The following is a 25,855-nucleotide window of genomic DNA, read 5'->3' on the forward strand; positions in this document are numbered from 1 at the left end:
TCCACCCCGGCCCTGACGGCACGCCGCAGAGCGCGGAAGGCCTGGCGGTGCGGCCGACCTGGGCGGCGACGCGCTCCTGGCCGGATCCGGTGCGGCACTCCCGGCTGCGCGGTTCGGGAGCACCGGCGCGGAACCCGGGCCGCGGGACCGACGACGCGTCGACGCCGCGGCCGGAGATCCGTTCCGCTGCGGTCAGCGACGAAGGCCGGGCCCGGCCGCCCGCCCGTCGTCGCCCGATGACCCCGGCGCCAGCACGCCCTGCACGGCGTTCCCGACCAGTTCGACCAGGGTCTCCCGGTCCGCTCCGGTGAGCGCGGGCACGCCGACAATGCCGCGCCCCACCACGAGCCCGACCAGCATCGAGGACGCGATGCCCGCCCGGAGCTCCGCGTCGTCGATGGCGCGGGACGCGGTGGCCGCGACGATCAGCCGTTCCTGGAGGAATTCGCGCAGCTGCTCGTTGGCCCGGTCGTCGACGATGGCCGCCCGGAGCATGGCCATGAGCGGCTCCGAGCTGCGCGCGTCCTCCTCCCACACCGCCAGGAACGCCCGGACCACCCGTTCGCCGAGGCCGTCCTCGGTTCCCTCGAAGGCGGTGCTGAAGCGCTCCAGGGCGTCCGGCGGAACGGACATCACCGCCGCGAACAGCCCGCTCTTCGATCGGAAGAACTGCATCACCAGCGACGCGTCGACCCCGGCGTCGGCCGCCACCCGCCGGATCGTCGTCGCGGCGAAGCCGTCGGCCGCGAACCGGGCGCGGGCCGCGTCGAGGATCGCCTGCCGGGTCGTGTTCGCCCCCGGCCGACGTCCGCGGCGCGCCGTGGTGGCGGGATTCGGGTGCTCGGTCATGTCGGCAAGGTACCTCCCGAATCCTGATATCAACATGTGTTGAGTTCTTGGCCGGGCGAACCTACGCTCGCGGCAGTGCCGGAACCCGCCCCGCGGACGACGAGACGTGAGGAGCCCACCATGAGCGACGATCCGAAGATCTTCATGCCGTCGCACCCCCTGCCGGGTGACAGGAGCGGCGTCCTCAGCGACTTCGACCCCGGCACCCGCACCCTGCCCGCCGGTTTCCGGATCGCGCCGCCCTTCCGCCCGCTGCCGGTCGACGTCGTGCTGGAGAAGGACGTCGCGGTCGTGTTGCGCGACGGCGTGACGATCTACGTCGACGTGCTCCGCCCCGCGGGCGCGGAACCGGTGCCGGTGATCGTGGCATGGAGCCCGTACGGCAAGGGCCAGGGCACCTCCGCCAGCGTGCAGGGCGTGTTCGGCATGGTCGGGCTGGACGACGGGATCGTGTCCGGCCTGGAGAAGTTCGAAGGCCCCGACCCGGCGTACTGGTGCGCGCAGGGCTACGCGATCTGCAACCCGGACATCCGGGGCGTCGTCGACGGCGAAGGGGACAGCGTCCTGTGGGACCGCCAGGAGGGCAGGGACTGCTACGACCTGATCGAGTGGCTGGCCGTCCAGGAGTGGTGCACCGGCAAGGTCGGGATGAGCGGCACCTCGTACCTCGCGGTGTCGCAGTGGTTCACCGCGGCCGAGCGGCCTCCGCACCTGGCGGCGATCAACCCGTGGGAAGGCGTGAGCGACGTCTACCGCGATCTGGTGCTGCGCGGCGGCATGCCCGACACCGGATTCGCCCGGCAGCTGCGGGACAACAGCTTCTTCGGCCGGAACCGGAAGGAGGACGTCCTCGCCGAGGCCGAGCACCACCCGCTCGTGGACGAGCTGTGGGAGGACAAGATCCCGCGCTTCGACCGGATCACCACGCCGGCCTACGTCGTGGCGAGCTACTCGAACACGCTGCACACCGCGGGCACGTTCCGGGCCTGGCGCCGGATGGCCTCGGACGACAAGTGGCTGCGCATCCACAACTCCCAGGAATGGCCCGACTACTACGACGAGGACAACCGGGAGGACCTGCGCCGGTTCTTCGACCACTTCCTCAAAGGCGCGGACAACGGGTGGGAGCGGACGCCGCGCGTGCGCTACTCCGTGCTCGACCTCGAAGGCGGGGACCAGGTGAACCTCCCCGCGGAGCAGTTCCCGCCGGCGGACGTGGTGTCCACGAAGTACTACCTCGACGGCCGCACGCGCGCGCTGTCCACGGCGGCGCCGGCAACCGAGTCCGCGGTGGAGTACGACGCGGAGTCGAACCCCGGATCGGTCTCCTTCCTGGTCCGCTTCGACGCGGAGACCACGCTGGTCGGCTACCCCAAGGCGCGGCTGCGGGTCGAGGCGAAGAGCTCGGACGACATGGACCTGTTCGTGCTCGTCCAGAAGCTCGACGCCCAGGGCACGCCGCTGCAGAACTTCACGGTGCCTAACCAGGGCGCGCAGGTGCACGACGTCACCGAGCACGGCGCCTCGATCCTGCGGTACAAGGGATCCGACGGGCGCCTGCGCGTGTCGATGCGCCACCTCGACGAGGCGCTGTCGACCGACGCGGTGCCCGCGCACAGCTTCGACCGCGTCGAGAAGCTCTCCCCCGGCGAGGCCGTCGACGTCGAGATCGACCTGCTCCCGATCGGCCTCGCGTTCCACCCCGGCGAGCAGCTCCGCTTCATCATCAGCGGCCGCAACCTGCTGGGGACGATGATGCCCGGCATCCGCGAGTACGTCCCCGCCAACACCGGACGGCACGTCGTGCACACCGGCGGCGAACACGCCTCCTACCTGCAACTGCCCGTCCAGGCGCGGTAGCACCCGGGACCCCGCACGACGGCACCCGGCGCGCCGGTGCGGGCACCGCGAAGACCGAGACCGCCGGGGTCGTCCTGCCCACCGGTCCGAGAGGACGCCGCATGAGCACGACCACCAGCACCGGCGTCCGGCTGCTCCGATCGACCGACCCGTCGGGCACCTGACGGCGGCCCGCACGCCCGCCGGGGTCCGGGTGGCCGGACGGAAGGTCGTCTGACACCACCACGACGCGATCGGCCCGCGCACCGGAGCCCCACCGACCGAGCCCGAGACCCGCGGCCGCCGTGCCGCAGCACCGGAAGGAACAGCCGCATGGCACGAGTCCACATCGGACAGGGAGTCCTCGCGGGTTCCGAGCACGACGGCATCTTCCGATTCCTCGGCATCCCCTACGCCGCGCCTCCGGTCGGCGAGCTGCGGTGGGCACCACCGACGCCGCCCGAGCCCTGGAGCGGCGTCCGCGACGCCACGGCCTTCGGCCCGCCCGCCGTGCAGATCGCCGACACCGGAATCGACTTCGGGGCCCCGCAGAGCGAGGACTGCCTGCACCTCAACGTCTGGACCTCCAGCCTGGACCCGGCGGCCCACCAGCCGGTCATGGTCTGGATCCACGGCGGCGGTTTCCTCGGCGGTTCCTCGTCCATGCCGGAGTACTCCGGTGCCGACTTGGCGCGCCGCGGCGTCACCGTCGTGTCGTTCAACTACCGGCTCGGCGGGTTCGGCTTCCTCAGCCACCCCGATCTCGGCGCCAACGCCGCCGTGCTCGACTGGGTCGCCGCGCTGGACTGGGTCGCGGCCGACATCAGCGCCTTCGGCGGCGATCCGGGCAACGTGACGGTCTTCGGCCAGTCCGCCGGTGCCGCCGCGGCCCGAACGCTGCTGTCGACCCCGGCGGCCCGCGGCCTGTTCCACCGGGCCATCGTGCAGAGCGCCGGTTTCGAGGACTACGCGGTACCCCCGTCGCCCTCCTACGACCGGATCACCGAGGCGAGCGAGCAGCTGTTCGACCGGTTGGGCACCCGGGACGTCGGCGAGCTGCGCAGCCTGCCCGCGCAGCAGGTGCGCGAGGCGTCGTTCGCGCTGGCCGGAACGCCGCCTGCCGGGCAGCTGCACACGCCCGCCGACCTCGTCTGGTACCCCACGGCCGACGGCTCGGTCGTCCCGGACGACCGCCCCTGCGACGTGCCCGTCCTGTTCGGGTGGACGCGGCACGAAGCGCGGTTCTTCCACCGGCCCGCGGGTCAGTACGCCCGCCCCGATCTCGACCCGGCCGAGATCTACACCCCGGAGACGCTCGGCACCATGGCCCGCGCTCTGGCCGGTTCCCGCGCGGACGAGGTCCTGGCCCGCTTCGCCGCGAACGGACGTGCGCCCTACGACGCGCTCGCCGAGCTCACCACCGCCGCCATCTGGGCGGAACCGGCGTGGGAGACCTACCGGCGCTTCGCGGGGCTCGGCCGCGAGGCGTACGCGTACCACTTCACCCGCGTCGCGCCGGGCGCCCGCCGCTCGGGGCTGCTCGCCGCGCACATGGCCGAGCTCCCCTACCTCTTCGGTCTGCCGACCGGTGGAACCGAGTACGACGAGGTCGACGTCGACGTGTCCGACACCGTGCAGCACGCCTGGACCGAGTTCGCCCGCACCGGCGTCCCGCGGCACCGGGACGGCACGGCGTGGCCGAGCTGCGACGCGGCGGCGCCCCGCCACACCGTCATCGGCGACGAAGCGCGCAGCGCACCGGTCGACATCGGCCCGATCGCCGCGGAGATCAACTCGGTGCGGCCGAATCGCGCTCGGTAGGCACCGGGTCCGGAGCCTGCCGATCTCCCGTCCTGGTCGGCGGATCCGCCCGACGGCGGCCCGACGGGACGATCAACGACGTGCTGTTCGAGGTCATCGGCGAGGCCCTGGTCATCGGCACAGATCCTCCCCACCGATCACCGCAGCACCGTGCGCCCCGTGCGGGGGACGACCACACTACGATCTCGTGCCCGCGGCGCCGGACCACCGGTTTCCGACGGCGCACCCGGGCACGTCCTGACGCACCGAGAAGGAGCACTCCGCATGTCCTCCCCCTTGTTCCGCAACGACGCCGAGCGTCCCGCCGAGTTCGGCCGGATCTACCCGCTGGACCCGGAGTGGCTCGCGAAGGCCCCCGCGGAGGAGGTGCTGTTCCCCGAACTGCCGATCGTCGACCCGCACCACCACCTGTGGGACCTGCCCGGATACCGCTACCTGCTCGACGAGTTCACCGCGGACACCTCGTCCGGGCACCACGTCGTCGGCACCGTCTTCGCCGAATGCCTCGCCGGTTACCACCCGGACGGCCCGGAGTCGCTGCGCCCGGTCGGTGAGACCGAGTTCGCCACCGCCCTGGCCGACGAAGCGGCGTCCGACGACGCCCGACCCGATGTGGCGGCCGGCGTCATCGGCTTCGCCGACCTCCGGCTCGGCGAAGCCGTCGAGGAAGTCCTGCAGGAGCACGTGCGGGCGGGGCGCGGGCGGTTCAAGGGCATCCGGTTCGCGACGAGCTGGGACGACGACCCGGTCATCGAGAACAGCCACACCGGCAGCGCCCCGCACCTGCTCGCGGATCCGGTGGTGCGCAAGGGAATGGCGAAGCTGCGCGACCTCGGACTCAGCCTCGACACCTGGGTCTTCTTCCCCCAGCTCGACGACGTGGCCGCGGCGGCGGATGCGGTGCCCGACCTGTCCTTCGTCCTCGACCACTGCGGCGGTCCCCTCGGGTACGGGCGCTACGCCGGGCGCACCGACGAGGACTTCGCCACCTGGCGCCGCGGGGTGCGCGCGGTCGCCGAACGCCCCAACACCACCTGCAAGCTCGGTGGTCTCGTCGCCCGCCTCGCCGCGTTCGACTACCGCACCGCCGAACGGCCCCCGTCCTCGGTCGAACTCGCCGAGCTCTGGCGCCCGTGGATCGAAACCTGCATCGACGCGTTCGGCCCCGACCGGTGCATGTTCGAGAGCAACTACCCCGTGGACGCGGTCGGCGTCCCCTACCGGACGCTGTGGAACACCTTCAAGCGCATCACCGAGCCGATGACGGACTCCGAGCGCACCGACCTCTTCGCGGGCACCGCCCGCCGCGTGTACGACCTCTGAGCACCGGGGCGGGACGCGCCCGGCGGTCCCGCCCGTCCCCGTTCACCGAGCCGGAGCGAGCGCAGGCGCCGGAGGCCTCCCCGCACCCCGACGCGCGGAAGGGGACGTGCGGAAGGGGACGTGCGGGAGGGGACGTGCGGGAGGGGACGTGCGGGAGGGGACGTGCGGGAAACCGCTCCGGTGAACGGGATCGAACCAAGTCCACAGTGGAGGATCGATCGACATCGGCGGCGGCTCGCCGGGCAGGCCGATGGATGGCTTGCCCGGAGCGCTCCCGCCGGTGGGGTGGCCGTACCGCCGTCCCCCGACCTAGTCGGACCCCGGCTTCCCCTCCTGGTCCCGCGGCCCCCGGCCGGTCGGCATCGATCGCTCGGCAGCGATCACGGGACGCCGGTCACCACCCCGCTACTCGATGCCGAAGTCGTGGGTGACGTCCACGCCGCCGTTGCCGAACGAGCCCCCGACGGCCCACGGCGTGGTGTGGGCGTGGCCCTGCCCGTCGAGCTGGAGCGAGTACTTGCCCTTGGCGGTGATGCCGTCGAACCGGTAGTGCCCGTTCTCGTCGGTGACCACGGTCCCGCCCTCAGGGAAGCTGACCGCACCGAAGTTCACCTCGAACCCGGCGGCGCCGGCTTCCCCCTCCTGCTGCACGCCGTCACCGTTGGCGTCGAAGAACACGGTCCCGGACAGCGAGCTGGTCGGTTCCTCGGCATAGGCGGGAACGCCGACGGCCGCCAGCAACAGCGGTGCCGCGATGGCACCGGCCACAACACTTCGCACAACGTCCTCCTGCACGAGGGACGGCGACGCACGCCGTCGTTCTCATGGCCGCGCACCGCGACCGGATGTCACTCCTAGGACGTCCCCGCCGCCGAGCGGTTGCCCGCGATCACGATCTTCGTGCCGCGGTCGCGTGGCCCGGGTCGGGCGTCGCGGGTCGCGGCGACGGCACGGGTCGCGGCTCGCGCGTGACCGCGGAGACCGCCCGCGATGATTCCGCCGGGTCGAGTGCGGTGCGGTCCTCGACCGGCCACCCGAGAAGGTCGAGGCGGGCGCAGTCGCACCGGAGGCGAACACGCACGTGACCGGCGTGCCGTCACCTGCGCAACGCGACTCGGGCGATCACCGGCTCGCCGCCTGTTCGACCAGGGCGACGGCCGCGCGCGGGTCGTCGACTTCGACCACCAGGCGGGCGAAGCGCTCGTCGTCGGTCAATTCCACGACCACGGCCTGCTGCGCGTCGCGCACGGCCCAGAAGACCTTCTCGCCGTTCTGGTGGAAGGTGCCCGCCGTGATCAGCCCCGGCACGTGCGTGCCCGGCGCCCGAATTCCCTTGGGCTCACCCAGAATGCCCGGGTCCATCGTGGCGCCCCGCACGTGTGCCAGTGGAATGGTCAGCTTGCTCTTGTGCGCCCACAGCTTGTCCAGTCCTGTCATCTCCACGACCAGGTCCTGGCCCTGCACGCTGATTACCGCCACGTCAGATCTCCTTCGCTATGACCGGTCGCCGGCGCAGCCAACGCCCCAGCAGCGCCTCGGTGGCACGTGGATCACCCGTCGCCTCGTCCAGCTCCGCGAAGATCGACGACACCAGGTCGGCGACCTCAGGATCGTCGGGCGCCCGATCGACCGCGGCCACCAGCAGCAGGTCCCACTCCGGCACGTGATCGGGCCGAGCCGCCCGGCCCAGGTGGGGGCGGACCTCGTGCTCGACGTGGTGGCGCAACGCGGCCAGGTACAGGCCGCGCTTGCTGCCGAACACGCCGTAGAGGCTGTTGCGGTGCACGCCGAGCCCGGTGACCAGATCATCGACGGAGACTCCGTCGTAGGCGCGGCGAGCGAACAGATCCGCCGCCGCCGCCACGACCTCGTCCACGTCGAAAGACCGCCGCCGTCCCATGCAGCGACCGTAGCTTTTTTGGGAACGTTCAGTCAAGAACGATCGGTCATGAAAATCGGGCACGCCGACCCGGCCCCGGATCAGCTCGATGCCGTGGTCGTCGAGCGGAGCCGCCCCTCCAGCTCCGCGTTGCGCAGCCCGAGGACCTGGAACCCACCCACCGAGCAGCACTTCGAGGCCACAAAGGACACGCGAGGGAGGCAACAGGAGCGCGCCCGGGAGCGGCAGCCCCCACGTTGAACTCAAGGGCGAGAACGGGCAGCGGATCGACCCGCAAGGCAATCCCGCGACCAGGAAGATCCTCGGCAACCCCACACCGATCGAATGGGGATGGTGATCATGGACCATTCAGAGACCCCCGGGCTGGCCCCGTATTACCTCGAAGGCAGCTTCGCCCTCGCAATCGAGGAGAACGAGCGGTCCTCGACCTTCAACCTCGAAGTAGTGACACCCCGACCACACGCAGCCGACACCAGGCGAGCAGTACCGCTACGCCAACGGACAGCTCGTCTTCGAGCACATCTCGGGCATCGACCGGCTCAGCCGGAACTTCCGAGCCAACACCGACGCATCAGGGGAAGACGACCTGGGCGACATCGACCTCCTCAAGCAAGCAGGCGACACCTGGCGGCCAGGGGAAGACCGGGGAGAAGTACTCGCCACCACAGACGCCACACCATCGATACCCCTGCGACGGTAGACATGTGCGATCGAACCTAGCGATCAGCTCATTTCCCTTATCGAGCCCGCAGCTTTTCCAGCCGGCATTCGCCAAGTTGCGGGACCGTCGCTGACGCGAGCCCGCATCCCCCGCCGGGGACCGCACTCCATCGAGGCAAAAGACCGCCACCGCCGCGCCCGCCGACATCCGGAACCTGCGGCTTCTTCCAGGGACGGCCCTTCATCGAGGCGTCGCTCGCCCCGACGGCGACCATCGCTGCCAGGCGGGGTGCACCTGCGCCCCCCGGGGACCGCCCCGCACGAGACCCCGCGTGAGTCATCGCCAAGAATCCCGACGATGGCGCGCAGGGAAAACCAGCCCGCCCCCGATCAGCCAGCTCAGCTGGAAACCGACCTGCGATGACGCGACCAACACGGCCCGGACACAATCGCGCAAAACGAATCCTCCCGAAATCCTCCCATCAGCACCCCGGGCAGCACTTCCAGACCACAAAGGACAGACGAACAAGACCGATACCGGTCAAGCAAAAAGCCCACTGACCTGGACATTCGATCCAAATCAGCGGGCTTCCCTCACGGTGGGCGCAGTTGGGTTCGAACCAACGACCCCTTGCTTGTAAGGCATCAGTGCCCCAGCGGTGTGCCTGACCAGGAACTTCCTGGTCGACGGCGAGCGTGGGGCCCACAGTTAAGGGGTCGCAGAACGATCTTGCTCAACGTCTCGGAAACCTCACCCGAAAAGACCAGCCGCGAGGCGCACGACCCCGTGCATCTCACCGCCGCCAGTGGCTGTCGCGATAGACGCTTGCCCAGGCGACCCCGACGTGGGCCGATGCCTAACGAAATCCCCTCTAGCAACCGCCGCCTGCACGTGGATCCAGCGGTCTTCGACCTCGCTCTCCGGGTAGCCTTCATCCGCTATGAAGTATCCGAATCTCGGTGAGCAGCCTGAGCCCGACCTCGTCCTGATCGCCCGCGATGTGCGGGCACGGCGGAGGGACCCTGGCGAGTTCGACGCGGCGTTCGCGGGGGCGACGTTGTACGTCCACCGCACGCAGGATCGGATAGGCGTGGTGGCCGCGGAGTTACCGGGCAAAGGGCACTGGGTTCTCGCTTTCTCGTCGTTGGCTCGGCTGGCACGCCATTCCGGCGACGTGCCCTGGCTGTCGACTACCGGCACCGACCTGCTTGATCAGCTACCGCACGGTCTCGGCGTGCTCGTGGATGTCGACGACCCACACGGGCTTCCGCTGCTCCCCCAGCCACACGGCGGTGGCGCACGGTTCGGTGGCGCCACCCTTCCTCCGAAACCCGCCGATATGCCGGAACGGCCTCCCGGAACACATCCCGTCTGGTAACAAGATCGGCGGCGTGACCTCATGGAAGGGGATGCGGTGACCCAGGGCTTCGACGTGGACCTGCAAGTGCTGGACAGTGCAGGCGAAGCGGTCGCGCAGACGATGCACGACATGCAGTCCTGCGAGGTCGACGACATCTGCGGGGACGAACAGCAATACGGGCACGCAGGTCTGCACGACGCTTTCGAGCACTTCTGCGGCAGGTGGCAGCACGGCGTCGAGGTCCTGATCGAGGACGGCGGCGCTATCACGCGAGTCCTCAACAAGGTCGTCGACACCTACGTCGAAGCCGACGCGTCCAGCGAGGAATCGATGCGCGCCGTCGGCTGGGGCGAAGACCCAGCAACCGAGGTCGCAGATGGCTGAACTCGGCGAAACGTCCGACCCGAAGCAGCTCATCCCAGGCAATCCCGACGCTATCGACGACAACGTCATCGCGATCCGCGGACGCGGTCAGACCATGGAGCAAGGCGCCGACAGCCTGAAGAAGATCGACACCGAGGCATGGACCGGTACAGCGGGCAACACGTTCCGCGACCAGTTCAGTTACGAGCCGACCCGATGGCTGCACGCAGCCGATTCGTTCACGGCCACGGCGACTGCCCTCGAGGAATACGCGGCAGTACTCCGATGGGCCCAGGCTCAGGCGACCGAGGCGATCGCAGTCTGGCAAGAAGGAGAAGCGGCAACGCACGAGGCGAAGGCAGCCCACGAGGCATCGGTCGCGGAGGCTGATCGCCAGAACCGAGCCAACGCAGAATCAGGCGCACCCGGCCGCGTTGACCCAGGACCGTTCTCCGACCCCGGCGAGGCCAAACGACAGGCAGCTCGTGACATTCTCTCTCGCGCACGGGAGCAGCTCGGATCAACCGGAGATCGCAGCGCTGCCAGCATCCGCGCAGAGGGCGACCTCGCGCCGGAGCAGTCGGGCTGGGATGCCTTCCTGGACGGCACCGGCGCGGCACTCGGCTTCGTCGGCGACGTCGGCCTCGGCCTATGGGACGGTCTGAGCGGCACCGCGGGCTACCTGTGGGAACTGAGCCCTACCCATCTGATCGATGATCCCGACCACTACGCCGATCTTTGGGCCGGGGTGACCTCCGCGTGCTCGTTCGCGGTCGACCACCCGATCGAGTTCGGCAAGCAAATGATCAACTACGATCAGTGGAAGACAGAACCTGGCCGCGCACTGGGGAACACCGCGTTCGGCTTCATCCCTGTCGCCGGGGCACTGTCGAAAGTCCGCAAGTTCAAGAGGCTCGACGACCTCGGCCACAAAGACAAAGACCACCCCAGCGTCAAAGCGAACATCAACGAATACTTCACCGACGGGGCGAAACCGAACGCCAGCGAACTCGAGAAATACGCCGAAGCCCAGGGATGGGCCAAGACTCAAACCGAGAACGGGCCACCGAAGTACGTCGACGAGAACGGCGTATCCCGCATGACGATCAAGGAAGGCAGCGGACGCGCCCCCGGGAGCGGCAGCCCCCATGTCGAGCTCAAGGATGAGAACGGGCAACGGATCGACCCACACGGCAACCCCGTGACCAGGAAGAGCCTCGGCAACCACACACCAATCGAATGGGACTGGTGACCATGGACTACTCAGAGATCCCGGGCCTAGCCCCGTACTACCTCGAAGACAGCTTCGTCCTGGCGATCGACGAGAACGAGCAATCCCTGACGTTCAACCTCGAACTCGTGCTGACCGAGGAGCACCCCGACTACAGCCCTCCGAAACCAGGCGAGCAGTACTGCTACGCAAACGGGTTGCTCGTCTTCGACCGCCTGTCAGACGCCGACTGGATCAGCCGGCACTTCCGCGCCAACACCGACGCAGCGGGAGAAGAAGACCTAGGCAACATCGACTTCCTCAAGAAGGAAGGCGACACCTGGCGACTCGGTGGCGACTGGGGAGAGGTACTCGTCATCACAAACTCCACGCCATTCATAACCCTGCGAGGGTAGGAATGCACGATCACATCTAGCGATCAGCCCACCTCTCTTTTTCAATCCGCGATTGTTTCAGCCAGTATTCGCTACGCTGCGGATGCGTCACGAGCCACATCCAGCCATCCGGGTCAGGGTTTCGTGGCGCCCAGCTCAGGGAAGGGCAGGTCTTCTGCCGATTAACATGGCGTGGCCGCAAACAGTGAGGGATGGCGATTGGTTGCGTAGAAAGATCGGGTTCGCATCGAGTTAAGCACCGGAAGATCCTGTCAAAACATGTCCGCCATTCCTCATGTCCGACACCTTGAATGCGGAGAGCAGCCCCGCTGATCGTTTCTGCTGGTCGTATCCCGAGCTACCGGGGTCGCCCCTCGGGAATGATCGTTCTTTTTGGAGTCATTCCAGCGTGTTGCCCGAGTGGTTGGTGGCCTCGGCGCGGATGAGTGCCCACATTCGCGCAGCGGAGATGAGGTCGGCATCGACGGTTTCGGTGAAGCCTCCTTGTGGCATGTATTCGGCGGTCAGGTACGGCCCGATGCCAGCGTGCCGCAGTAGCGTGAGCACACCTTGTTCGATGCGCCAGGCTTGTTCACCAGTGGCGCAAGGAAGCCGGAACACCAGGTGCCACCCGTGGCGTTGGTGTTGGCGGATCCGCTCGGCGCCGACGACGGTGACGCCGATTTTCACCGCGGCGAGCCGGTCATGCTGCAACACGTACACCGCTCCTGGTGCGGTGCGGTCGAACCCGGTCGCTGGTGGGCGGCACACATGACAACCACGTCCACTTTTGACCTTTGCGTAGGTCAGCGACACCAGGATCGTCTTGCAGCGTTCGCACCGGCACCGCCATGGTTCCGTAGCGGTGGAATAGTTCTCGAGCGGTTCGAGCTCGGCGGCGCGCATCACGTCGGCGGCCACGTCGTGCTCCAGGCGCCGCTGTTTGCCTCGTTCGCGGGCGGCGCAATAGCGGCAGCCGTGCCCGTCCCGGGCTGAGCCGTAGGTAGGAGTTACGTGTGCGCTGCATTTCCGGCAGCGGCTAGGCCACGGCGTGTCGGCGTTGCCGGGGTAGTCCTCGAGCGGCTCGAGCCCGACGGTGCGCAGCACCTCGGCCGCGGCGTCTGCGTCCATGCGCAGCGCATCACCGCGGCGCCGTTCCCAGCAGTGCCGGCAGCCGTGCCCGTCGCGAACGCTGTCGTACAGCGGCGCGGAGTGCTTAGCGCAGGTGGCACACCGGCATGGCCAGGGCTGAGACGCACCGGGGAAGTCCTCGAGCGGCACAAAGCCGGCGGCACGCATGAGTTCGACTGCCTCGGCCGGGTCAACCTTCTTGCCGGCGCAATAGGCACAGCCGCCTTGGCCGCGCTGGACGCTGTGGTGGGACGGGGTGACTTCTCGGTCGCAGGTGGTGCAGCGGCACCGCCACGGCACGGCCGAGCCCGGGTAGTCCACGAGTGGTTCCAGACCAGCCTTGCGCATGGCCGCCACAGCCTCATCCGGTGACAGGCGCAGCGCAGCGGCGACCTTGCGGTACCGGCAGCCGGGACAGCCCCGGCCGGCGCGAATGTCGCTGTAGACCGGGGTGACCGTGGCGGAACAGTCCGGACACCAGCACTGCCACGGTTGTGCCGCACCGGGGTAGTCCTCGAGCGGCTCGAAACCAGCGGCACGCATCACCGCTGCGGCTTGGTCTGGGTCGAGCCGACGTGCTTCGGCCACACTTCGTCGCGAGCAGTACTTGCAGGCCCTCCCGCTGGCCCGGACCCACCGGTAAGTAGGAGCGACAATCGCGCCGCAGGTACGGCACTGCCCCGACCACGGATGCTTGTGCCCAGGGTAGTCGCCGAACGGATCTACACCGGCTGCACGGAACAGCTCGGCGGCCTCGGCCGGGTCGACCTTCTTGCCAGTGCAGTAGGCGCAGCCGCTGCCGCCTTTACGGACGCTGTGATACCGCGGGTGTACTTCACGTTGACACAGCAGGCAGCGACACCTCCAAGGAACATCGGCGCCGGGGTAGTCCTCGAGCGGTTCCACACCTGCGGTGCGCATGACCTCAGCGGCGGCGTCGGCGTCCAGGCGGGTGGCCTGCCCGCGCCGGTGGCCGTAACAGGCCCTGCATCGGTGGCCTGACTTGACGTTGGTGTAGGTCGGGGTGGAGATCGCGCCGCACTCTAGGCACCGGCATCGCCACGGAGCGTCGGTGCTCGTGTAGTCCTCGAGCGGTTCGTATCCAGCTTCACGCATCACGCCCACGGCGTGTTCGGGGACGATCCGTTGGGATTGACTGGCTCGGCGCCGGCCGCAATAGCGGCAACCCCCTTGGCCGGATTTGATGCTGTTGTAGCGCGGTTTCACGTGTTCGCCGCACTGCAAGCACAGGCACAGCCACGGCTTGCTCGCTCCGGGATAGTCCTCGAGCGGCTCCAGCTTCGCGGCGCGCATGACCGCGACGGCTTCCTCGGACGGCACACGACGTTTGCCCATAACCCACGATCTTGCATCATGGTCGCGTGTCCGGGGGCGGGACCGCAAGAGCAAGCAGCTACGCGTGATCACCCTTCGACATGCAATAAATGCTCGTCACAGCGTTATGGCGAGCACAGCAGGAACCGTCCGTACGACCGCTTGCAGCAGCCGGGCGCGGGAACGGCGGGCGCGGCGGACACGCTGAACCAGCTCATCGCGCTCAGGGCTAAGCTCTCGCCGGAAATCTCGACCCCGACATCTCGTACGCTGATTGAGCAGCGCAAGCTCGCCGCGGCGCGGGAACGCGCGAGCCAGCTCTCGCCTTCCCACCCGTTCGGGACAGCTGCCGGCTCGCTTCGGTCCACTTGTCAAAGCCACTGCTCTGAACGCCGCGCCTTACCTACCAAGGCAAAATCAAGGGCTCGCTGAACGCTGTGCGACAGGAAGAAGCTACGAACACACATCTCCCTTTACGCAGGTCACAGCACTAACTCCGGGTCAGCGCCACCGAGCCCTTGCTTGTTCTCGCACGTCGGCATCCCCGCCCAGCTCGCCTACGAGCCCGACCTTGCAGCTCTGGAGAGGATGAAGCATCGCCGCTGGTCACGGCACTAAGGTGGGCGCAGTTGGGTTCGAACCAACGACCCCTTGCTTGTAAGGCATCAGTGGCCCAGCGGTGTGCGTGACCAGGAACTTCCTGGTCGGCAGCGAGCGTATGGCCCACAGTCAAGGGGTCGCAGAACGATCTTGCCCAACGCACCGAAAACCTCACCCGAACAGACCAGCCCGCGCGGCACACCGACGCTGCTTTCCATTCCGTTACTTACATATCCGCTCACTATCCAACAGCTGAAGGCTCTACAGATCCCGAAGACGAGGAAGCGCCACTACGGCACACGATGATGAACGATTTGCTGGCTGTAGCACCACAGTCGCAGCAGCCAGTCCCGGAGGCACCGCACGGTGAGGCGCTGCGCCAGGACGTCACGTGCTTGGCACGTTGCCGCCTTCGTATCCGCCGCTGATCCTGCAGCTCGGTTGACCTATTTTGGGTGGACGTGAACGTCGTTGCCGGACCGGCCGGGGGAGGCCAGAAGCGGAGTCGGTCGGGAATGCGATCCGCTTGCTTGCCACATCGCCGAGAAGGATCCACAACAATGCGTGATCAATCTCCCGAGCATGAAGAAGATACTAGTATCTCCGAGCTAGGCGCGTGAGGGAATGATGACTCGGCAGTTCAGCCAACAATTGAGCACCTGTCCGGCTGCCGAGCCAACAGACGACTCCACAGATGCCGGAAGAGCCTCATGTGGTACCGAGAGCACGCAACGCGGCGGCGAGGTCTGCACTGTTCGAGGTCGTGATGACATAGCGGTGCCCGCCATCCACCGTGAACTCAATGGCAGAGCCCGAGTTCATGACGAATCCGCTCCGTCCACCCGTGAGCCTATAACCATAACCGCCGAACTCCCGCGGGCCAGTCTCAATTACGTGGATTCCAGAGATATTGTCAACGCGGAATCGTTTCCGGACAAATGGCACAAGGGTAACCGTCAGGTATTCATTGGTCAGCTCGACACGTACGTGGCATAGCAGTAGACAGGCAGGTAAACCGGTCGCGAGCACGGTCACGACAGTCGCGGGAAACACCTCGTGGCCACGCAGCACCCAGATCGTCACGGTCAAACTCAAACCAAGCGCCATGATCACTGCAAACAGAGTCAGAACACCAGCGGCAGGGCGAATTTTTTCTCGGTAATGCATACGGCCTCCATCGATCATACACTTGCTTCGCTTGACTCGACTGCTGGTTCCAATTTCTGCTTCTTGCAATCAGCGATCATTTCATTCGAGTTGCTTCTGCGACGTGAGTATAGATCCTGGACAGACGAACCGATCGGGACGAGCAGGAGCAGCAACGCTGCTGACATGACTACACAGAAGCTCCACAACCCCATCACTACGGCGATCGTCACGTGGAAGGCGACCCCCACTGGAAGGAGGATCGCGCGTAATCGACGCGAGGGGCGCAACACGCTAACCGCGAGAGAGAATTCCAACAGGAGCGGCCCCCAGGTGAGCACCGTGACGCCGATTGAGTTGTCAATGATTGGAGAAAGTGCCGGCTGGAGCCAGCCTGCTGGACCGAAGGTGGGACTGTTGATCCAGTAGTATAGAGCCGTCCCGTCAGTCCATTCCTGTACCGCAAGCTTTGCGATGCAGGCTTGAAAATAGATCGCGCACACTTGCAGCCGGGCCAGAAAGAGGACTGTCCCACCGATCAGAGCCCCCGCTCGATTCCCCCTACTTGACGTATTATTCATCGGCCGGGACCAGTGCCAAACTCTTGCGTCTGCCAGCCCAGCCGGTAACAGTAACAGACCAAGTATCAGTGCGACCTGGTCACCCCCGTCCGGAATGGAGATCCCGCTGTGAAAGCTGAAGCACAACCACGCAAGCGGGATACTGGTGATCCGGGGACGCCAGCCTGTCGCAATTAACAGAAGTGCGGCTGCCGCGACCAGCCTCCACAGATCAAGCTGCGTATGCGACACGAGGCAAAACAACCCAATATTAGCCACACCTTCACACTTCGGAAAAGATCCTAGCCCAGCGATGGGGTGGAACAATGTACTAGCCGGACTGGCTAGCAATGTCATCGCTACGCTCAGTGCAACGAGGGACCTCGCGGCACCAAATGCTGGTCCACATGGAGCTGGAATGAAGCAGTATGCACCTGAAACCTCACCACCATTGGAGCTCATCAGCACACCACTTCCGCGCGTAGAACCCGTTCCATACTCCAGCGATTTTTGGTCAAGTCACGATACGCCCACGGCACTGGTCTTCTGCCGACGAACATGGTGTGGCCGCAAACAGTGGGGGCTGGCGATTGGTTGCGCAGTAGAATCGGGTTCATATCGTTTTTAGCTAAGCAATGGGCGATCCGGTCGACACATGTCCGCCATTTTTTCTGTCCGACACCTTGAAGAAGGAGGGCAGTCTCGACTCCTTGCGCACGGGATGTTCGGTTGAGTCCAAAAAAATTCCATGGTTCACCATGAGGAGTGTTAAGTGCGTGCCGCCATGCATCAGGTCCAACCTTCGTGTATGCGGTGATATCTTCAGACCGGGGCGACTTTGTAAAAAAGGACCAGCCTTGCGGGAAGAATCGAACGGCACTCTTCGCTATGGCCTCTTCGCCGGGTATACTGAGCGCATTAGGCGGAAGCTGCGGATGCACAGTGTAGAAAACGAAAACAGTGGATATAACAACAGAAAGAAGTACCGAAAACCGTCGAACCCGCAGATATGGCTTTTCAATCCGCGTATTCTCAAGTTCCGTCGTCGAATCCGGATGGATTTTCATAATCGCTCGCTGATCACTGGGAACGGTTGATGTTGAGCTCCCGATGCCCGACAATGCCGGACACCGGGAGTCAGTCAGCTACACCGTCTTCAGCGCGGTCATAAGCTCTGCGAGCTGCTGCTCTTCAGCGAGGGTGCTCGTAGTTTGTGAGCTCGGCCAGAAATAGACTTGTCCGTACACCACAAAATGTCCAACTGCGGCAGCTTCTGCAACCGCGAGTCCGACTGCGGTGAACACACCAGCGGCGTGCACCACTGCCGCTCCAACGACGACGGTCACACCGCAGGTTGGGCGTGCATCGACAGAGTTTTCCTGTGGCGCGACGAATTCTGGGGCGGCACTGCGTACCAGTCTCTCAGCGTCAACAACTATCCGGCCAACCCGGACTGGATCTCCACTACGCGCTTCTTCAGAGAAGCGATTAAATAACTGCGGCTCCGCCTCAGTCATCTTATTTATTACCGAATCAATAACTTCAATCGATTCAGGCGTATTATTCTCTTCGATGTTCTCCGGGACGCCACGGAAAGAACTCAAATCACTAAGCCGAGATCCCACTTCGCCTTGAAGGAAAAATATTCCACGAAATAGCGCCTCGCCATCCTGCATGCTGACCATCGGATCATTTGATTCTCGCGCAAGCGCGGCCTGAACATGAATATAATCCGCATTGCTAGCGTTTACTACTGAAGTCGACCCGACACCGATCAACGCAGCGACCACAACTGCGGAAATTGCAATCGATACTGACCTGCTTCGCTTTTCGAATATCACTTGCGTCCCCCTGTGGCGACGCCCCTTCGGCGTCGCGTAATTTTATTTTACAAAATTGATTTCTATTATCCGCACGCACTTACGCCACCGGCCTAGAGGCACAGAACGAGCCCGAAGCCCCGATGTTCCCCTGCCCCCAACAGTCCCGGACTAGACCAATCTAGTCAGTCAATTTGGCCGCCACATTGATCCATTTAGAGTATTTTTATCCACCAAACAGTCCCGCTTCGCGAGGCGCGCACGGGGCGAACCTTTATATACGACCACGATGAGCTGGTTCAGCTTGTCCACCGAGCTCACCGTCCCTACACCCTGCTGCTACCAAGGTGACTTGCACACTTGGTGGGATCTGGCGTGGTCGGGAGCTTTGAGGCGATCAAAGAGCAGAGTCGGACGTTGGTGTCACCGAGGGCAAGCTCTGTGCCCTCAGGAGTGCCCGCCAGATCTATCGGCTGGGGCCGGGCATCCTTGCCAAAGCCGCTGGCCTGAACGCCGCACATTACCTACCAAGGCAAAATTAAGGGCTCGCTGAACGCTGTGCGACAAGAAGAAGCTACGAACATACATCTCTTTTAAGCAGGTCACAGCATTACCTTGGGACCGGCGCCAACGAGCCCTTGCTTGTTCTCGCATGTCAGCATCCTGCCGAGCTCACCTACGAGCCCGACCTTGTAGTTCCCTACAGGATCAAGCATCATCGCTGGTCAAAGGCCTAAAGTGGGCGCAGTTGGGTTCGAACCAACGACCCCTTGCTTGTAAGGCAAGTGCTCTTCCGCTGAGCTATGCGCCCCGGCGCGCGGCCGCCCGGAGGTCGGCCGCGCTTCGGCCGGATCACTGTACCGACCGGCCGTCGCCGGACCTCACGCGGCCAGTTCGGCCAGCGCCTTCTTCCAGACGTTCTGGTCGCGGGCCTCGCCGGGCTGGTTGACCTCGGCGAAGCGGACCTTGCCGTCCTTGTCGATGAGGAAGGTGCCGCGCAGCGCCATGCCCGCCGGCTCGTGGAACACGCCGTAGGCCTTGGCGACCTCGCCGTGCGGCCAGAAGTCGGACAGCAGCGGGAAGGTGTAGCCCTGCTGCTCCGACCACGCCTTCAGCGCGAACGGGGTGTCCACCGAGACGCCCAGCACCTGCACCTGGTCGTTCTGGAAGTCGGCCAGGTCGTCGCGGACCTGGCACAGCTCGCCCTGGCAGACCCCGCTGAACGCGAAGGGGTAGAACACCAGCAGCACGTTCTTGTCGCCCTTGAAGCCGGACAGGGAGACCTGCTCCTTGTTGTAGTCCGGCAGCGTGAAGTCCGGAGCGTCGGCGCCGACCTCGACCGTCATGCGCGCACCCTTCTGTTCGGCCTGTGCACGTACGCCGCCGAACCTACACCGATCACGCACACCTGGGCACCGGTGGCAGGTAGCCACCGGTGCCCAGGTGGTGGGTACGGCGATCCGTCCGGCGCTGGGCCGAACTCGTCAGCGCTTGGACTTGGCCTTGCGGTAAGCGAGCCTGGTACCCATCCAGGCTTCCCCCAGACTCGCGTTCGAGGTCTGGGCCAGGTTGGACGTGGACGCTGCCTCAGCGATGTCACTGGGTTCCACGTAGCCGTCACGACCGGTCTTCGGCGTCAGCACCCAGATCACCCCCTCGTCAGCGAGAGGCGTCATCACGTCGAGGAGCGTGTCCGTCAGGTCGCCGTCGTCGTCCCGCCACCACAGCAGTACGACGTCGACGACCTCGTCGGCATCCTCATCGAGCAGTTCGCTCCCGCAACGCTCCTCGATCGCGGCACGAACGGCGTCATCGACGTCCTCGTCCCAACCGATCTCCTGAACGACCATCTCCGGCTCGATGTCGAGCCTGTCGGCGACGTCGACTTCGCTCTTGCCGGCGTCTCCCGCGGCGACCACGGCGCTCTCACTCCTCCAATGCGGTGGTGCGGTGCCTCCACCGCACCCAGGTTGGGCAGATCTGGCCGATAGCGAACACTGCGGACCGCTTCCGGCGCAACTGCTGGGCGCACGACACGCCGGTATCCGGCGTGGAACACGACTGTAGGCGCCCACATCCAGGTCAGGCTAGAACGGTACCGCCAAGTAATGACCGCGGTGCACGCAGCGGCCGTGAAGATGGGGGACCATGGGACGTGTCGGGCGTCACCCCAGCCCGCGACAAGCACCGCAAGCAGTCGAGGAGTTCCTTTGCCCGCGCACAGCAACGACGTCGGCGGCACCCCGCAACGGGTGCGGGTCATCCGAGACGGTCTCGCCTCGCATCTCCCGGACATCGATCCGGAGGAGACCGAAGAATGGTTGCAGTCGTTCGACACGATGCTCGGCGAGCACGGCCAGCAGCGTGCCCGCTACCTGATGCTCCGCCTGCTGGAGCGCGCCCGCGAAGGCGGCGTCGGCGTACCCGCCCTGACCAGCACCGACTACGTCAACACCATCGCCACCGACCAGGAGCCCTGGTTCCCCGGCGATGAGGAGGTCGAACGGCGCTACCGCGCCTGGATGCGGTGGAACGCCGCGATCATGGTGCATCGTGCACAACGACCCGGGATCGGCGTCGGCGGGCACATCTCCTCGTTCGCCTCCTCCGCCAGCCTCTACGAGGTCGGGTTCAACCACTTCTTCCGCGGCAAGGACCACCCCGGCGGGGGCGACCACCTGTACATCCAGGGCCACGCCTCCCCCGGCATCTACGCCCGCGCCTTCCTCGAAGGCAGGTTGACCACCGACCAGCTCGACGGATTCCGCCAGGAGCACTCGCACGCGGGCCCCGGCGGCGGGCTGCCGTCCTACCCGCACCCGCGGCTGATGCCGGACTTCTGGGAGTTCCCGACCGTGTCGATGGGCCTCGGCCCGATGAACGCGATCTTCCAGGCCCGGTTCGACCGCTACTTGCACGACCGCGGCATCAAGGACACCAGCCGGCAACGGGTGTGGGCGTTCCTCGGCGACGGCGAGATGAACGAGCCCGAATCGCGCGGCCTGCTGCACGTTGCGGCCAACGAAGGGCTGGACAACCTCACGTTCGTCGTCAACTGCAACTTGCAGCAGCTCGACGGACCGGTGCGCGGCAACGGGAAGATCATCCAGGAGCTGGAGTCGTTCTTCCGCGGTGCGGGCTGGAACGTCATCAAGGTCGTGTGGGGCCGCGAGTGGGACTCGCTGCTGCACGCCGACCGGGACGGCGCGCTGGTCAACCTGATGAACACCACGCCCGACGGAGACTTCCAGACCTACAAGGCCAACGACGGCGCCTTCGTCCGCGAGCACTTCTTCGGCCGCGACCCGCGCACCAAGGACATGGTCAAGGACCTCACCGACGACCAGGTGTGGGCGCTGCGCCGCGGCGGCCACGACTACCGGAAGGTCCACGCCGCCTACAAGGCCGCCACCGAGCACCACGGGCAGCCCACCGTCATCCTCGCGAAGACGATCAAGGGTTACGGGCTCGGCCCGCACTTCGAGGGCCGCAACGCCACGCACCAGATGAAGAAGATGACCCTGGACGACCTGAAGCTGTTCCGGGACAGCCTGCGGATCCCGATCAGCGACGAGCAGCTCGAGGCCGACCCGTATCTGCCGCCGTACTACCACCCCGGCGAGGACTCCCCCGAGATCCAGTACCTGCGGGAACGCCGCCAGCGCCTCGGCGGCTACCTGCCGGAACGGCGGGTGAAGCCGAAGCCGCTCGTGCTGCCCGGCGACGACGTCTACGACGTGATCCGGCGCGGCTCCGGCAAGCAGGAGGTCGCCACCACGATGGCGTTCGTCCGGCTGCTCAAGGACCTCGCCAAGGACCCCGAGATCGGGCCGCGGATCGTGCCGATCATCCCGGACGAGGCGCGGACCTTCGGGATGGACTCGATGTTCCCGTCGCAGAAGATCTACAACCCGAACGGCCAGTCCTACACGCCCGTCGACTACCGGCTGATGCTCGCCTACCGGGAGAGCGAACAGGGCCAGATCCTGCACGAAGGCATCAACGAAGCCGGCTCCAGCGCGTCGTTCACCGCCGCCGCGACCGCCTACGCCACGCACGGCGAACCGATGATCCCGATCTACATCTTCTACTCGATGTTCGGGTTCCAGCGCACCGGCGACAGCCTGTGGGCCGCCGGGGACCAGATGGCGCGCGGCTTCCTGCTCGGCGCCACCGCCGGTCGCACCACGCTCACCGGTGAGGGGCTGCAGCACGCCGACGGGCATTCGCTGCTGCTGGCGGCGACGAACCCGGCGGTGGTGTCCTACGACCCGGCGTGGGCGTTCGAAGTCGCGCACATCGTCAAGGACGGGCTGCGGCGGATGTACGGGCCGGACGCCGAGAACGTCTTCTACTACCTGACCGTCTACAACGAGCCGTACCGGCAGCCCGCCGAACCGGACGGCGTGGACGTGGACGGGCTGCTGCGCGGCCTGTACCTGTTCCGCCGCGGCACCGGCGGCTCCGTCCCCGCGCAGGTGCTGGCCTCCGGGGTGGCGATGCCGGAGGCGCTGCGCGCCCAGCAGCTGCTCGCCGAGGAGTGGGACGTGCGGGCCGACGTGTGGTCGGCGACCTCGTGGACCGAACTGCGCCGCGAAGCCGAAGCCGTCGACCGGCACAACCTGCTGCACCCCGACTCCGAACCGCGGGTGCCGTACGTGACGCGGGCGCTGCTGGACACCGACGGCCCGGTGGTGGCGGTCAGCGACTGGATGCGGGCGGTGCCGGACCTGATCCGCTCGTGGGTGCCGGGCGACATGGTGAGCCTGGGAGCCGACGGGTTCGGCTTCTCCGACACCCGCCCGGCCGCGCGGCGGGTGTTCCTGGTGGACGCCGAGTCCACCGTGGTCGCCGTGCTCGCCGCCCTGGCCCGCCGCGGGCTCGTCGACCGGTCCCAGGTCACCGCCGCCGCCCAGCGCTACCGGCTCGGCGACGTGCGAGCCGCGGGCCCGCAGACGTCCGATCCCGGCGACGCTTGAGGTCTTGCCCGTGAAGTCCCGCGGCGGGCCGTGTTGGTCTCCTGTCAGCGGCGGAGCCGCTGAGCTGCCGACCACCCGAGCAACCGGCACCGCCGCGGGTTCTCAGCGGCTCCCTCGCGAGGACAGCGTTTTCACATGTGGCGGAGCCACCTGCGAAAACGATCCCGCAGCGAGGGAGCCGCTGAGGTTCCGCCAACCGCGCCGCTGAGCGGCGAGATGGAAGATCACCCCGGTTCAGACCCGGGCCGGGGCGAGCTGCTGCGATCTGGCGGTGCGGTTCCAGCTCCACCAGCCGTGCACCACCAGGGCGGCGAACACCACGTAGATCCCGGCGCTGAAGTACAAGCCGGACGCCAGCTGCAGCGGGACCCCGACCGCGTCCACGGCCAGCCACACCAGCCAGAACTCGACGAGCCCGCGCCCCTGCGCCCAGAACGCGACCGCGGTGCCCACGAAGATCCAGGCGTCCGGCCACGGCGCCCACGAGGCGTCCAGCGCGGTCAGCAGCAGCGCGAACCCGGTGGTGGCCCCGACCAGCACGCCCAGCAGCACCAGGCGTTCCCGGAGCGTCCCCTTGCGCACCGCGACCCCGTACACCGGGTCGCTGCGGCGGCTCCACGCCCACCAGCCGTAGACGGAGATCAGCAGGATCACGATCTGCCGGACCGCCAGCCCGCCGAGCTGCGCCGACGCGTACACCGCGAACAGCAGCACCGTCGCGGTCACCTGCACCGGCCAGGTCGCCAAGGTGCGGCGCTGCGCCAGGAAGACCACGGCGAGCGCGCACAGCTGCCCCACCAGCTCAGCCCAGGAGATCTGCTGGCCCAGCACGGTGATCCCGTTGCCGAGCAACCATTCCGCCGCAGCGCGCACAACCCACTCCTCCCAGCCGGTCCTGGCGCCGGGGATGGTCGGGAACGCGGCGGGCACCGGTGCCCCGAAGAGCGACCGGTCCCGGTCGAGTGCCCGTGCGCCGCCTCCCATCCGGACTGTCACCGTCGGTCCCGGAATTCCACCGGATCGGCCGGGCTCCCCGGGCCGGGTTCGGCCGGGAGGCGCCGGTTCGCGGACTTTCACCGCCGGTTCGGAATCTCACCGAGCCCCGGAGCGCACGACTTTTCGTACTCCTGCCAACATCGTCGACCGCGGAAGTTGTTCCGTCGCCACCTCGTGGCTCGGATCACACCCCGGGTGAGGCGCCGCTCAGGTGATCGAACAGACGTGCGCCTCGGGGTAGAGTGGGCGATCTCCGGTTGAACGGATCCGGTCGGCCGGACGGCCGGTGCACGACGCGAAGGGGGCGGCGGGGTGAACGACGTCGATCACGCGATCCTGGCGTTCGAGAGCGAGTTCTGGCGCTACCCGGGCAGCAAGGACCGCGTCATCCAGGAGCGGTTCGGCCTCTCGCCGACGCGCTACTACCAGCGGCTCAACCGGTTATTGGACGAACCGGAGGCGCTGGCCCAGCAGCCGGTCCTGGTCAAGCGCTTATTGCGCATGCGATCCGAACGCGCCGACCGCCGGGCCGCGGCCCCCGGGCACTGATCTTCGCGCCGCTGCCGATCAGACGTCGGCAGCGGCCTGCTGCTCCGGCGTGAGCTGGCGCTCCTGCTGGATGCGGACGAGCTCGGCGAGCAGCGGCGCGGCCTGTTCCGGCGGCAGCGCGGTGAACGCGGCCTTGATCGACTCGGCGTCGCCCGCGGGCTGCGCGGGGGCCTGCGGCCCCTGCTGCTGCGGCACGGCGGGCGCGCCCTGCTGCTGCGGGGCGGCCTGCTGCAGCGGCGCCGGGGTCTGCGTGGCGAGCAGCCCGTTGACGAGGTCCACCAGCATCGCCACCGGGGTGCGCGGTCCGAGCGCGGTGTTCCAGCCGGCGATCTGCCCTTCCGGCCCGCGCGGGCCGAGCAGCTCGTTCTCGATGCGGCGCAGGATCGCGTCCTGTTCGGGCGTCATGTCGGCGTTCTCCTGTTCACTCGTGGCGAGTTCGGCCCGGAACCGGTCCAGGTCGACGTGGCCGGGGTCGATCTTGCCGGTCACGCTGGTCTCCTTGTGCCCGCGCGCGGCTTCGGGCGGAGCGCCGATGTGGTCCAGCACCGCCTTGGTCGCGGTCAGCGCGGCCGCGTACTGCTCGGGGCTGGGGCCCTGTTCGACGCCCTGGTAGTCCCATTCGAAGCCGACGTAGAGCACGTTGCCGTCCCCTTCGGGCACCGGTCCGGAGGCCCGCGCCTTCCCAGCGTGGTTGGCGCGTCCGGCCGAGATCAAGTGCACCACGCCGTCGAAGCCGATCAGCCCGTGGCACAGCGGCCCGGCCAGATCGGACCGGCCGTCGACGACGAGCTGCAGGCTCGGCGCCGGGTCCTCGTACGAGGCGATCGTGGCGGTGTGGTGTTCCAGCACCCCGACCGGTTCGGGCTGGTCGCCCGAGTTCGCGGTCCGTTCCAGCCATCCGGGCGTTTCCACGACGGTGAGCCCCGCCGCCCGCAGCACGTCTCCCAGCCACACCAGCGGCAGAGCCATCGCCATCACTCCCCTGGCGGCCGTCGGTGGCCGCGTCGCCTGCTCCCAT

The 25,855-nt window shown here is 67.0% G+C and carries 22 protein-coding genes, 1 tRNA gene and 1 riboswitch; of the genes, 9 read left to right on the forward strand and 14 right to left on the reverse strand.

The genetic code is table 11. The annotated features are described in order from the left end of the window. Positions 1-192: 192 nt before the first annotated feature. Complete coding sequence (locus AC29IT_RS13850; RefSeq protein WP_488218936.1) at positions 193-849, reverse strand: TetR/AcrR family transcriptional regulator; 657 nt, start codon at positions 847-849, stop codon at positions 193-195. 120 nt (positions 850-969) lie between these two features. Between AC29IT_RS13850 and AC29IT_RS13855 the strand changes: the two genes are divergently transcribed. The 3 genes from AC29IT_RS13855 to AC29IT_RS13865 all read left to right on the forward strand — a co-directional run bounded on the left by AC29IT_RS13855 (position 970) and on the right by AC29IT_RS13865 (position 5,832). Further along, on the forward strand, positions 970-2,709 hold the full coding sequence (locus tag AC29IT_RS13855) for a CocE/NonD family hydrolase (protein ID WP_488218937.1): 1,740 nt from the start codon (positions 970-972) through the stop codon (positions 2,707-2,709). A gap of 312 nt (positions 2,710-3,021) precedes the next feature. Continuing rightward, positions 3,022-4,509, forward strand: a complete 1,488-nt coding sequence (locus tag AC29IT_RS13860; protein WP_488218938.1) for a carboxylesterase/lipase family protein — start codon at positions 3,022-3,024, stop codon at positions 4,507-4,509. A 264-nt stretch (positions 4,510-4,773) separates the two neighbouring features. After that, positions 4,774-5,832, forward strand: coding sequence for an amidohydrolase family protein (locus AC29IT_RS13865; RefSeq protein ID WP_488218939.1), 1,059 nt, complete (start codon positions 4,774-4,776; stop codon positions 5,830-5,832). Between the two features lie 405 nt (positions 5,833-6,237). Here the strand turns inward: AC29IT_RS13865 and AC29IT_RS13870 are convergent, their stop codons facing one another. From AC29IT_RS13870 to AC29IT_RS13880, 3 genes are all read right to left on the reverse strand, one after another. Continuing rightward, a complete protein-coding gene (locus AC29IT_RS13870; RefSeq protein WP_488218940.1) occupies positions 6,238-6,612 on the reverse strand; it encodes an SdrD B-like domain-containing protein in 375 nt (124 codons plus the stop codon). A 342-nt stretch (positions 6,613-6,954) separates the two neighbouring features. After that, positions 6,955-7,311 carry a hypothetical protein gene (locus tag AC29IT_RS13875; protein WP_488218941.1) on the reverse strand — a complete coding sequence of 119 codons (357 nt, stop codon included), beginning with the start codon at positions 7,309-7,311 and terminating at the stop codon, positions 6,955-6,957. Between the two features lies 1 nt (position 7,312). Then, complete coding sequence (locus AC29IT_RS13880) at positions 7,313-7,732, reverse strand: TetR/AcrR family transcriptional regulator (protein ID WP_358433754.1); 420 nt, start codon at positions 7,730-7,732, stop codon at positions 7,313-7,315. Between the two features lie 1,601 nt (positions 7,733-9,333). Here AC29IT_RS13880 and AC29IT_RS13885 point away from each other — a divergent pair. The 4 genes from AC29IT_RS13885 to AC29IT_RS13900 are packed head-to-tail and all read left to right on the forward strand — an operon-like array spanning position 9,334 to position 11,742. Beyond that, positions 9,334-9,771 carry an SseB family protein gene (locus AC29IT_RS13885; RefSeq protein ID WP_488218942.1) on the forward strand — a complete coding sequence of 146 codons (438 nt, stop codon included), beginning with the start codon at positions 9,334-9,336 and terminating at the stop codon, positions 9,769-9,771. Between the two features lie 36 nt (positions 9,772-9,807). Next, positions 9,808-10,137, forward strand: a complete 330-nt coding sequence (locus tag AC29IT_RS13890) for a hypothetical protein (protein WP_488218943.1) — start codon at positions 9,808-9,810, stop codon at positions 10,135-10,137. After that, the gene (locus AC29IT_RS13895; RefSeq protein ID WP_488218944.1) at positions 10,130-11,368 is read left to right on the forward strand and encodes a putative T7SS-secreted protein; all 1,239 of its coding nucleotides are present in this window, start codon (positions 10,130-10,132) and stop codon (positions 11,366-11,368) included. Before AC29IT_RS13890 ends, AC29IT_RS13895 begins: the two co-directional genes overlap by 8 nt. Beyond that, complete coding sequence (locus tag AC29IT_RS13900; RefSeq protein ID WP_488218945.1) at positions 11,365-11,742, forward strand: hypothetical protein; 378 nt, start codon at positions 11,365-11,367, stop codon at positions 11,740-11,742. Before AC29IT_RS13895 ends, AC29IT_RS13900 begins: the two co-directional genes overlap by 4 nt. A 378-nt stretch (positions 11,743-12,120) precedes the next feature. Here the strand turns inward: AC29IT_RS13900 and AC29IT_RS13905 are convergent, their stop codons facing one another. From AC29IT_RS13905 to AC29IT_RS13940, 8 genes are all read right to left on the reverse strand, one after another. Next, the gene (locus AC29IT_RS13905; RefSeq protein WP_488218946.1) at positions 12,121-14,208 is read right to left on the reverse strand and encodes a hypothetical protein; all 2,088 of its coding nucleotides are present in this window, start codon (positions 14,206-14,208) and stop codon (positions 12,121-12,123) included. Positions 14,209-15,495: 1,287 nt separating this feature from the next. Next, complete coding sequence (locus AC29IT_RS13910; protein ID WP_488218947.1) at positions 15,496-15,954, reverse strand: hypothetical protein; 459 nt, start codon at positions 15,952-15,954, stop codon at positions 15,496-15,498. Between the two features lie 14 nt (positions 15,955-15,968). After that, complete coding sequence (locus tag AC29IT_RS13915; RefSeq protein ID WP_488218948.1) at positions 15,969-16,955, reverse strand: sporulation-delaying protein SdpB family protein; 987 nt, start codon at positions 16,953-16,955, stop codon at positions 15,969-15,971. Next, on the reverse strand, positions 16,955-17,560 hold the full coding sequence (locus tag AC29IT_RS13920) for an SdpA family antimicrobial peptide system protein (RefSeq protein WP_488218949.1): 606 nt from the start codon (positions 17,558-17,560) through the stop codon (positions 16,955-16,957). Before AC29IT_RS13920 ends, AC29IT_RS13915 begins: the two co-directional genes overlap by 1 nt. Positions 17,561-17,638: 78 nt before the next feature. Beyond that, on the reverse strand, positions 17,639-18,178 hold the full coding sequence (locus tag AC29IT_RS13925) for a sporulation delaying protein family toxin (protein WP_488218950.1): 540 nt from the start codon (positions 18,176-18,178) through the stop codon (positions 17,639-17,641). Between the two features lie 874 nt (positions 18,179-19,052). After that, positions 19,053-19,124, reverse strand: a tRNA-Val gene (locus AC29IT_RS13930). A gap of 70 nt (positions 19,125-19,194) precedes the next feature. Next, positions 19,195-19,659: a peroxiredoxin gene (locus AC29IT_RS13935; RefSeq protein ID WP_224963069.1), complete on the reverse strand. Its 465-nt coding sequence runs from the start codon at positions 19,657-19,659 to the stop codon at positions 19,195-19,197. A gap of 138 nt (positions 19,660-19,797) precedes the next feature. Then, entirely contained in the window at positions 19,798-20,232 is a 435-nt protein-coding gene (locus AC29IT_RS13940; RefSeq protein ID WP_184477758.1) for a DUF3052 domain-containing protein, read from the reverse strand. Positions 20,233-20,523: 291 nt separating this feature from the next. Here AC29IT_RS13940 and aceE point away from each other — a divergent pair, with 291 nt between their 5' ends. Beyond that, entirely contained in the window at positions 20,524-23,292 is a 2,769-nt protein-coding gene (aceE, locus tag AC29IT_RS13945) for a pyruvate dehydrogenase (acetyl-transferring), homodimeric type (RefSeq protein ID WP_488218951.1), read from the forward strand. A 234-nt stretch (positions 23,293-23,526) separates the two neighbouring features. Here the strand turns inward: aceE and AC29IT_RS13950 are convergent, their stop codons facing one another. Then, the gene (locus AC29IT_RS13950) at positions 23,527-24,165 is read right to left on the reverse strand and encodes a nicotinamide mononucleotide transporter family protein (protein ID WP_488218952.1); all 639 of its coding nucleotides are present in this window, start codon (positions 24,163-24,165) and stop codon (positions 23,527-23,529) included. A gap of 95 nt (positions 24,166-24,260) precedes the next feature. After that, positions 24,261-24,405: riboswitch (FMN riboswitch) on the reverse strand. A gap of 195 nt (positions 24,406-24,600) precedes the next feature. On the opposite strand from AC29IT_RS13950, the gene AC29IT_RS13955 reads away from it, so the two are divergent. Continuing rightward, positions 24,601-24,837, forward strand: coding sequence for a DUF3263 domain-containing protein (locus tag AC29IT_RS13955; RefSeq protein ID WP_358445437.1), 237 nt, complete (start codon positions 24,601-24,603; stop codon positions 24,835-24,837). Between the two features lie 18 nt (positions 24,838-24,855). On the opposite strand, the gene AC29IT_RS13960 is transcribed toward AC29IT_RS13955, so the two are convergent. Further along, the gene (locus tag AC29IT_RS13960) at positions 24,856-25,806 is read right to left on the reverse strand and encodes a peptidoglycan recognition protein family protein (protein WP_488218953.1); all 951 of its coding nucleotides are present in this window, start codon (positions 25,804-25,806) and stop codon (positions 24,856-24,858) included. Positions 25,807-25,855: the final 49 nt, after the last annotated feature.

This window comes from Saccharopolyspora sp. MMCC62 (genome assembly GCF_057736575.1).

What these genes read in the sequence shown, in the direction of transcription:
- AC29IT_RS13960 (WP_488218953.1), bottom strand. Translation starts at nt 25,806, where the DNA reads ATGGCTCTGCCGCTGGTGTGGCTGGGAGACGTGCTGCGGGCGGCGGGG.
- AC29IT_RS13925 (WP_488218950.1), bottom strand. Translation starts at nt 18,178, where the DNA reads ATGGTCAGCATGCAGGATGGCGAGGCGCTATTTCGTGGAATATTTTTC.
- AC29IT_RS13915 (WP_488218948.1), bottom strand. Translation starts at nt 16,955, where the DNA reads ATGAGCTCCAATGGTGGTGAGGTTTCAGGTGCATACTGCTTCATTCCA.
- AC29IT_RS13920 (WP_488218949.1), bottom strand. Translation starts at nt 17,560, where the DNA reads ATGAAAATCCATCCGGATTCGACGACGGAACTTGAGAATACGCGGATT.
- AC29IT_RS13880 (WP_358433754.1), bottom strand. Translation starts at nt 7,732, where the DNA reads ATGGGACGGCGGCGGTCTTTCGACGTGGACGAGGTCGTGGCGGCGGCG.
- AC29IT_RS13910 (WP_488218947.1), bottom strand. Translation starts at nt 15,954, where the DNA reads ATGCATTACCGAGAAAAAATTCGCCCTGCCGCTGGTGTTCTGACTCTG.
- AC29IT_RS13865 (WP_488218939.1), top strand. Translation starts at nt 4,774, where the DNA reads ATGTCCTCCCCCTTGTTCCGCAACGACGCCGAGCGTCCCGCCGAGTTC.
- AC29IT_RS13860 (WP_488218938.1), top strand. Translation starts at nt 3,022, where the DNA reads ATGGCACGAGTCCACATCGGACAGGGAGTCCTCGCGGGTTCCGAGCAC.
- AC29IT_RS13855 (WP_488218937.1), top strand. Translation starts at nt 970, where the DNA reads ATGAGCGACGATCCGAAGATCTTCATGCCGTCGCACCCCCTGCCGGGT.
- AC29IT_RS13895 (WP_488218944.1), top strand. Translation starts at nt 10,130, where the DNA reads ATGGCTGAACTCGGCGAAACGTCCGACCCGAAGCAGCTCATCCCAGGC.
- AC29IT_RS13935 (WP_224963069.1), bottom strand. Translation starts at nt 19,659, where the DNA reads ATGACGGTCGAGGTCGGCGCCGACGCTCCGGACTTCACGCTGCCGGAC.
- AC29IT_RS13850 (WP_488218936.1), bottom strand. Translation starts at nt 849, where the DNA reads ATGACCGAGCACCCGAATCCCGCCACCACGGCGCGCCGCGGACGTCGG.
- AC29IT_RS13905 (WP_488218946.1), bottom strand. Translation starts at nt 14,208, where the DNA reads ATGGGCAAACGTCGTGTGCCGTCCGAGGAAGCCGTCGCGGTCATGCGC.
- AC29IT_RS13885 (WP_488218942.1), top strand. Translation starts at nt 9,334, where the DNA reads ATGAAGTATCCGAATCTCGGTGAGCAGCCTGAGCCCGACCTCGTCCTG.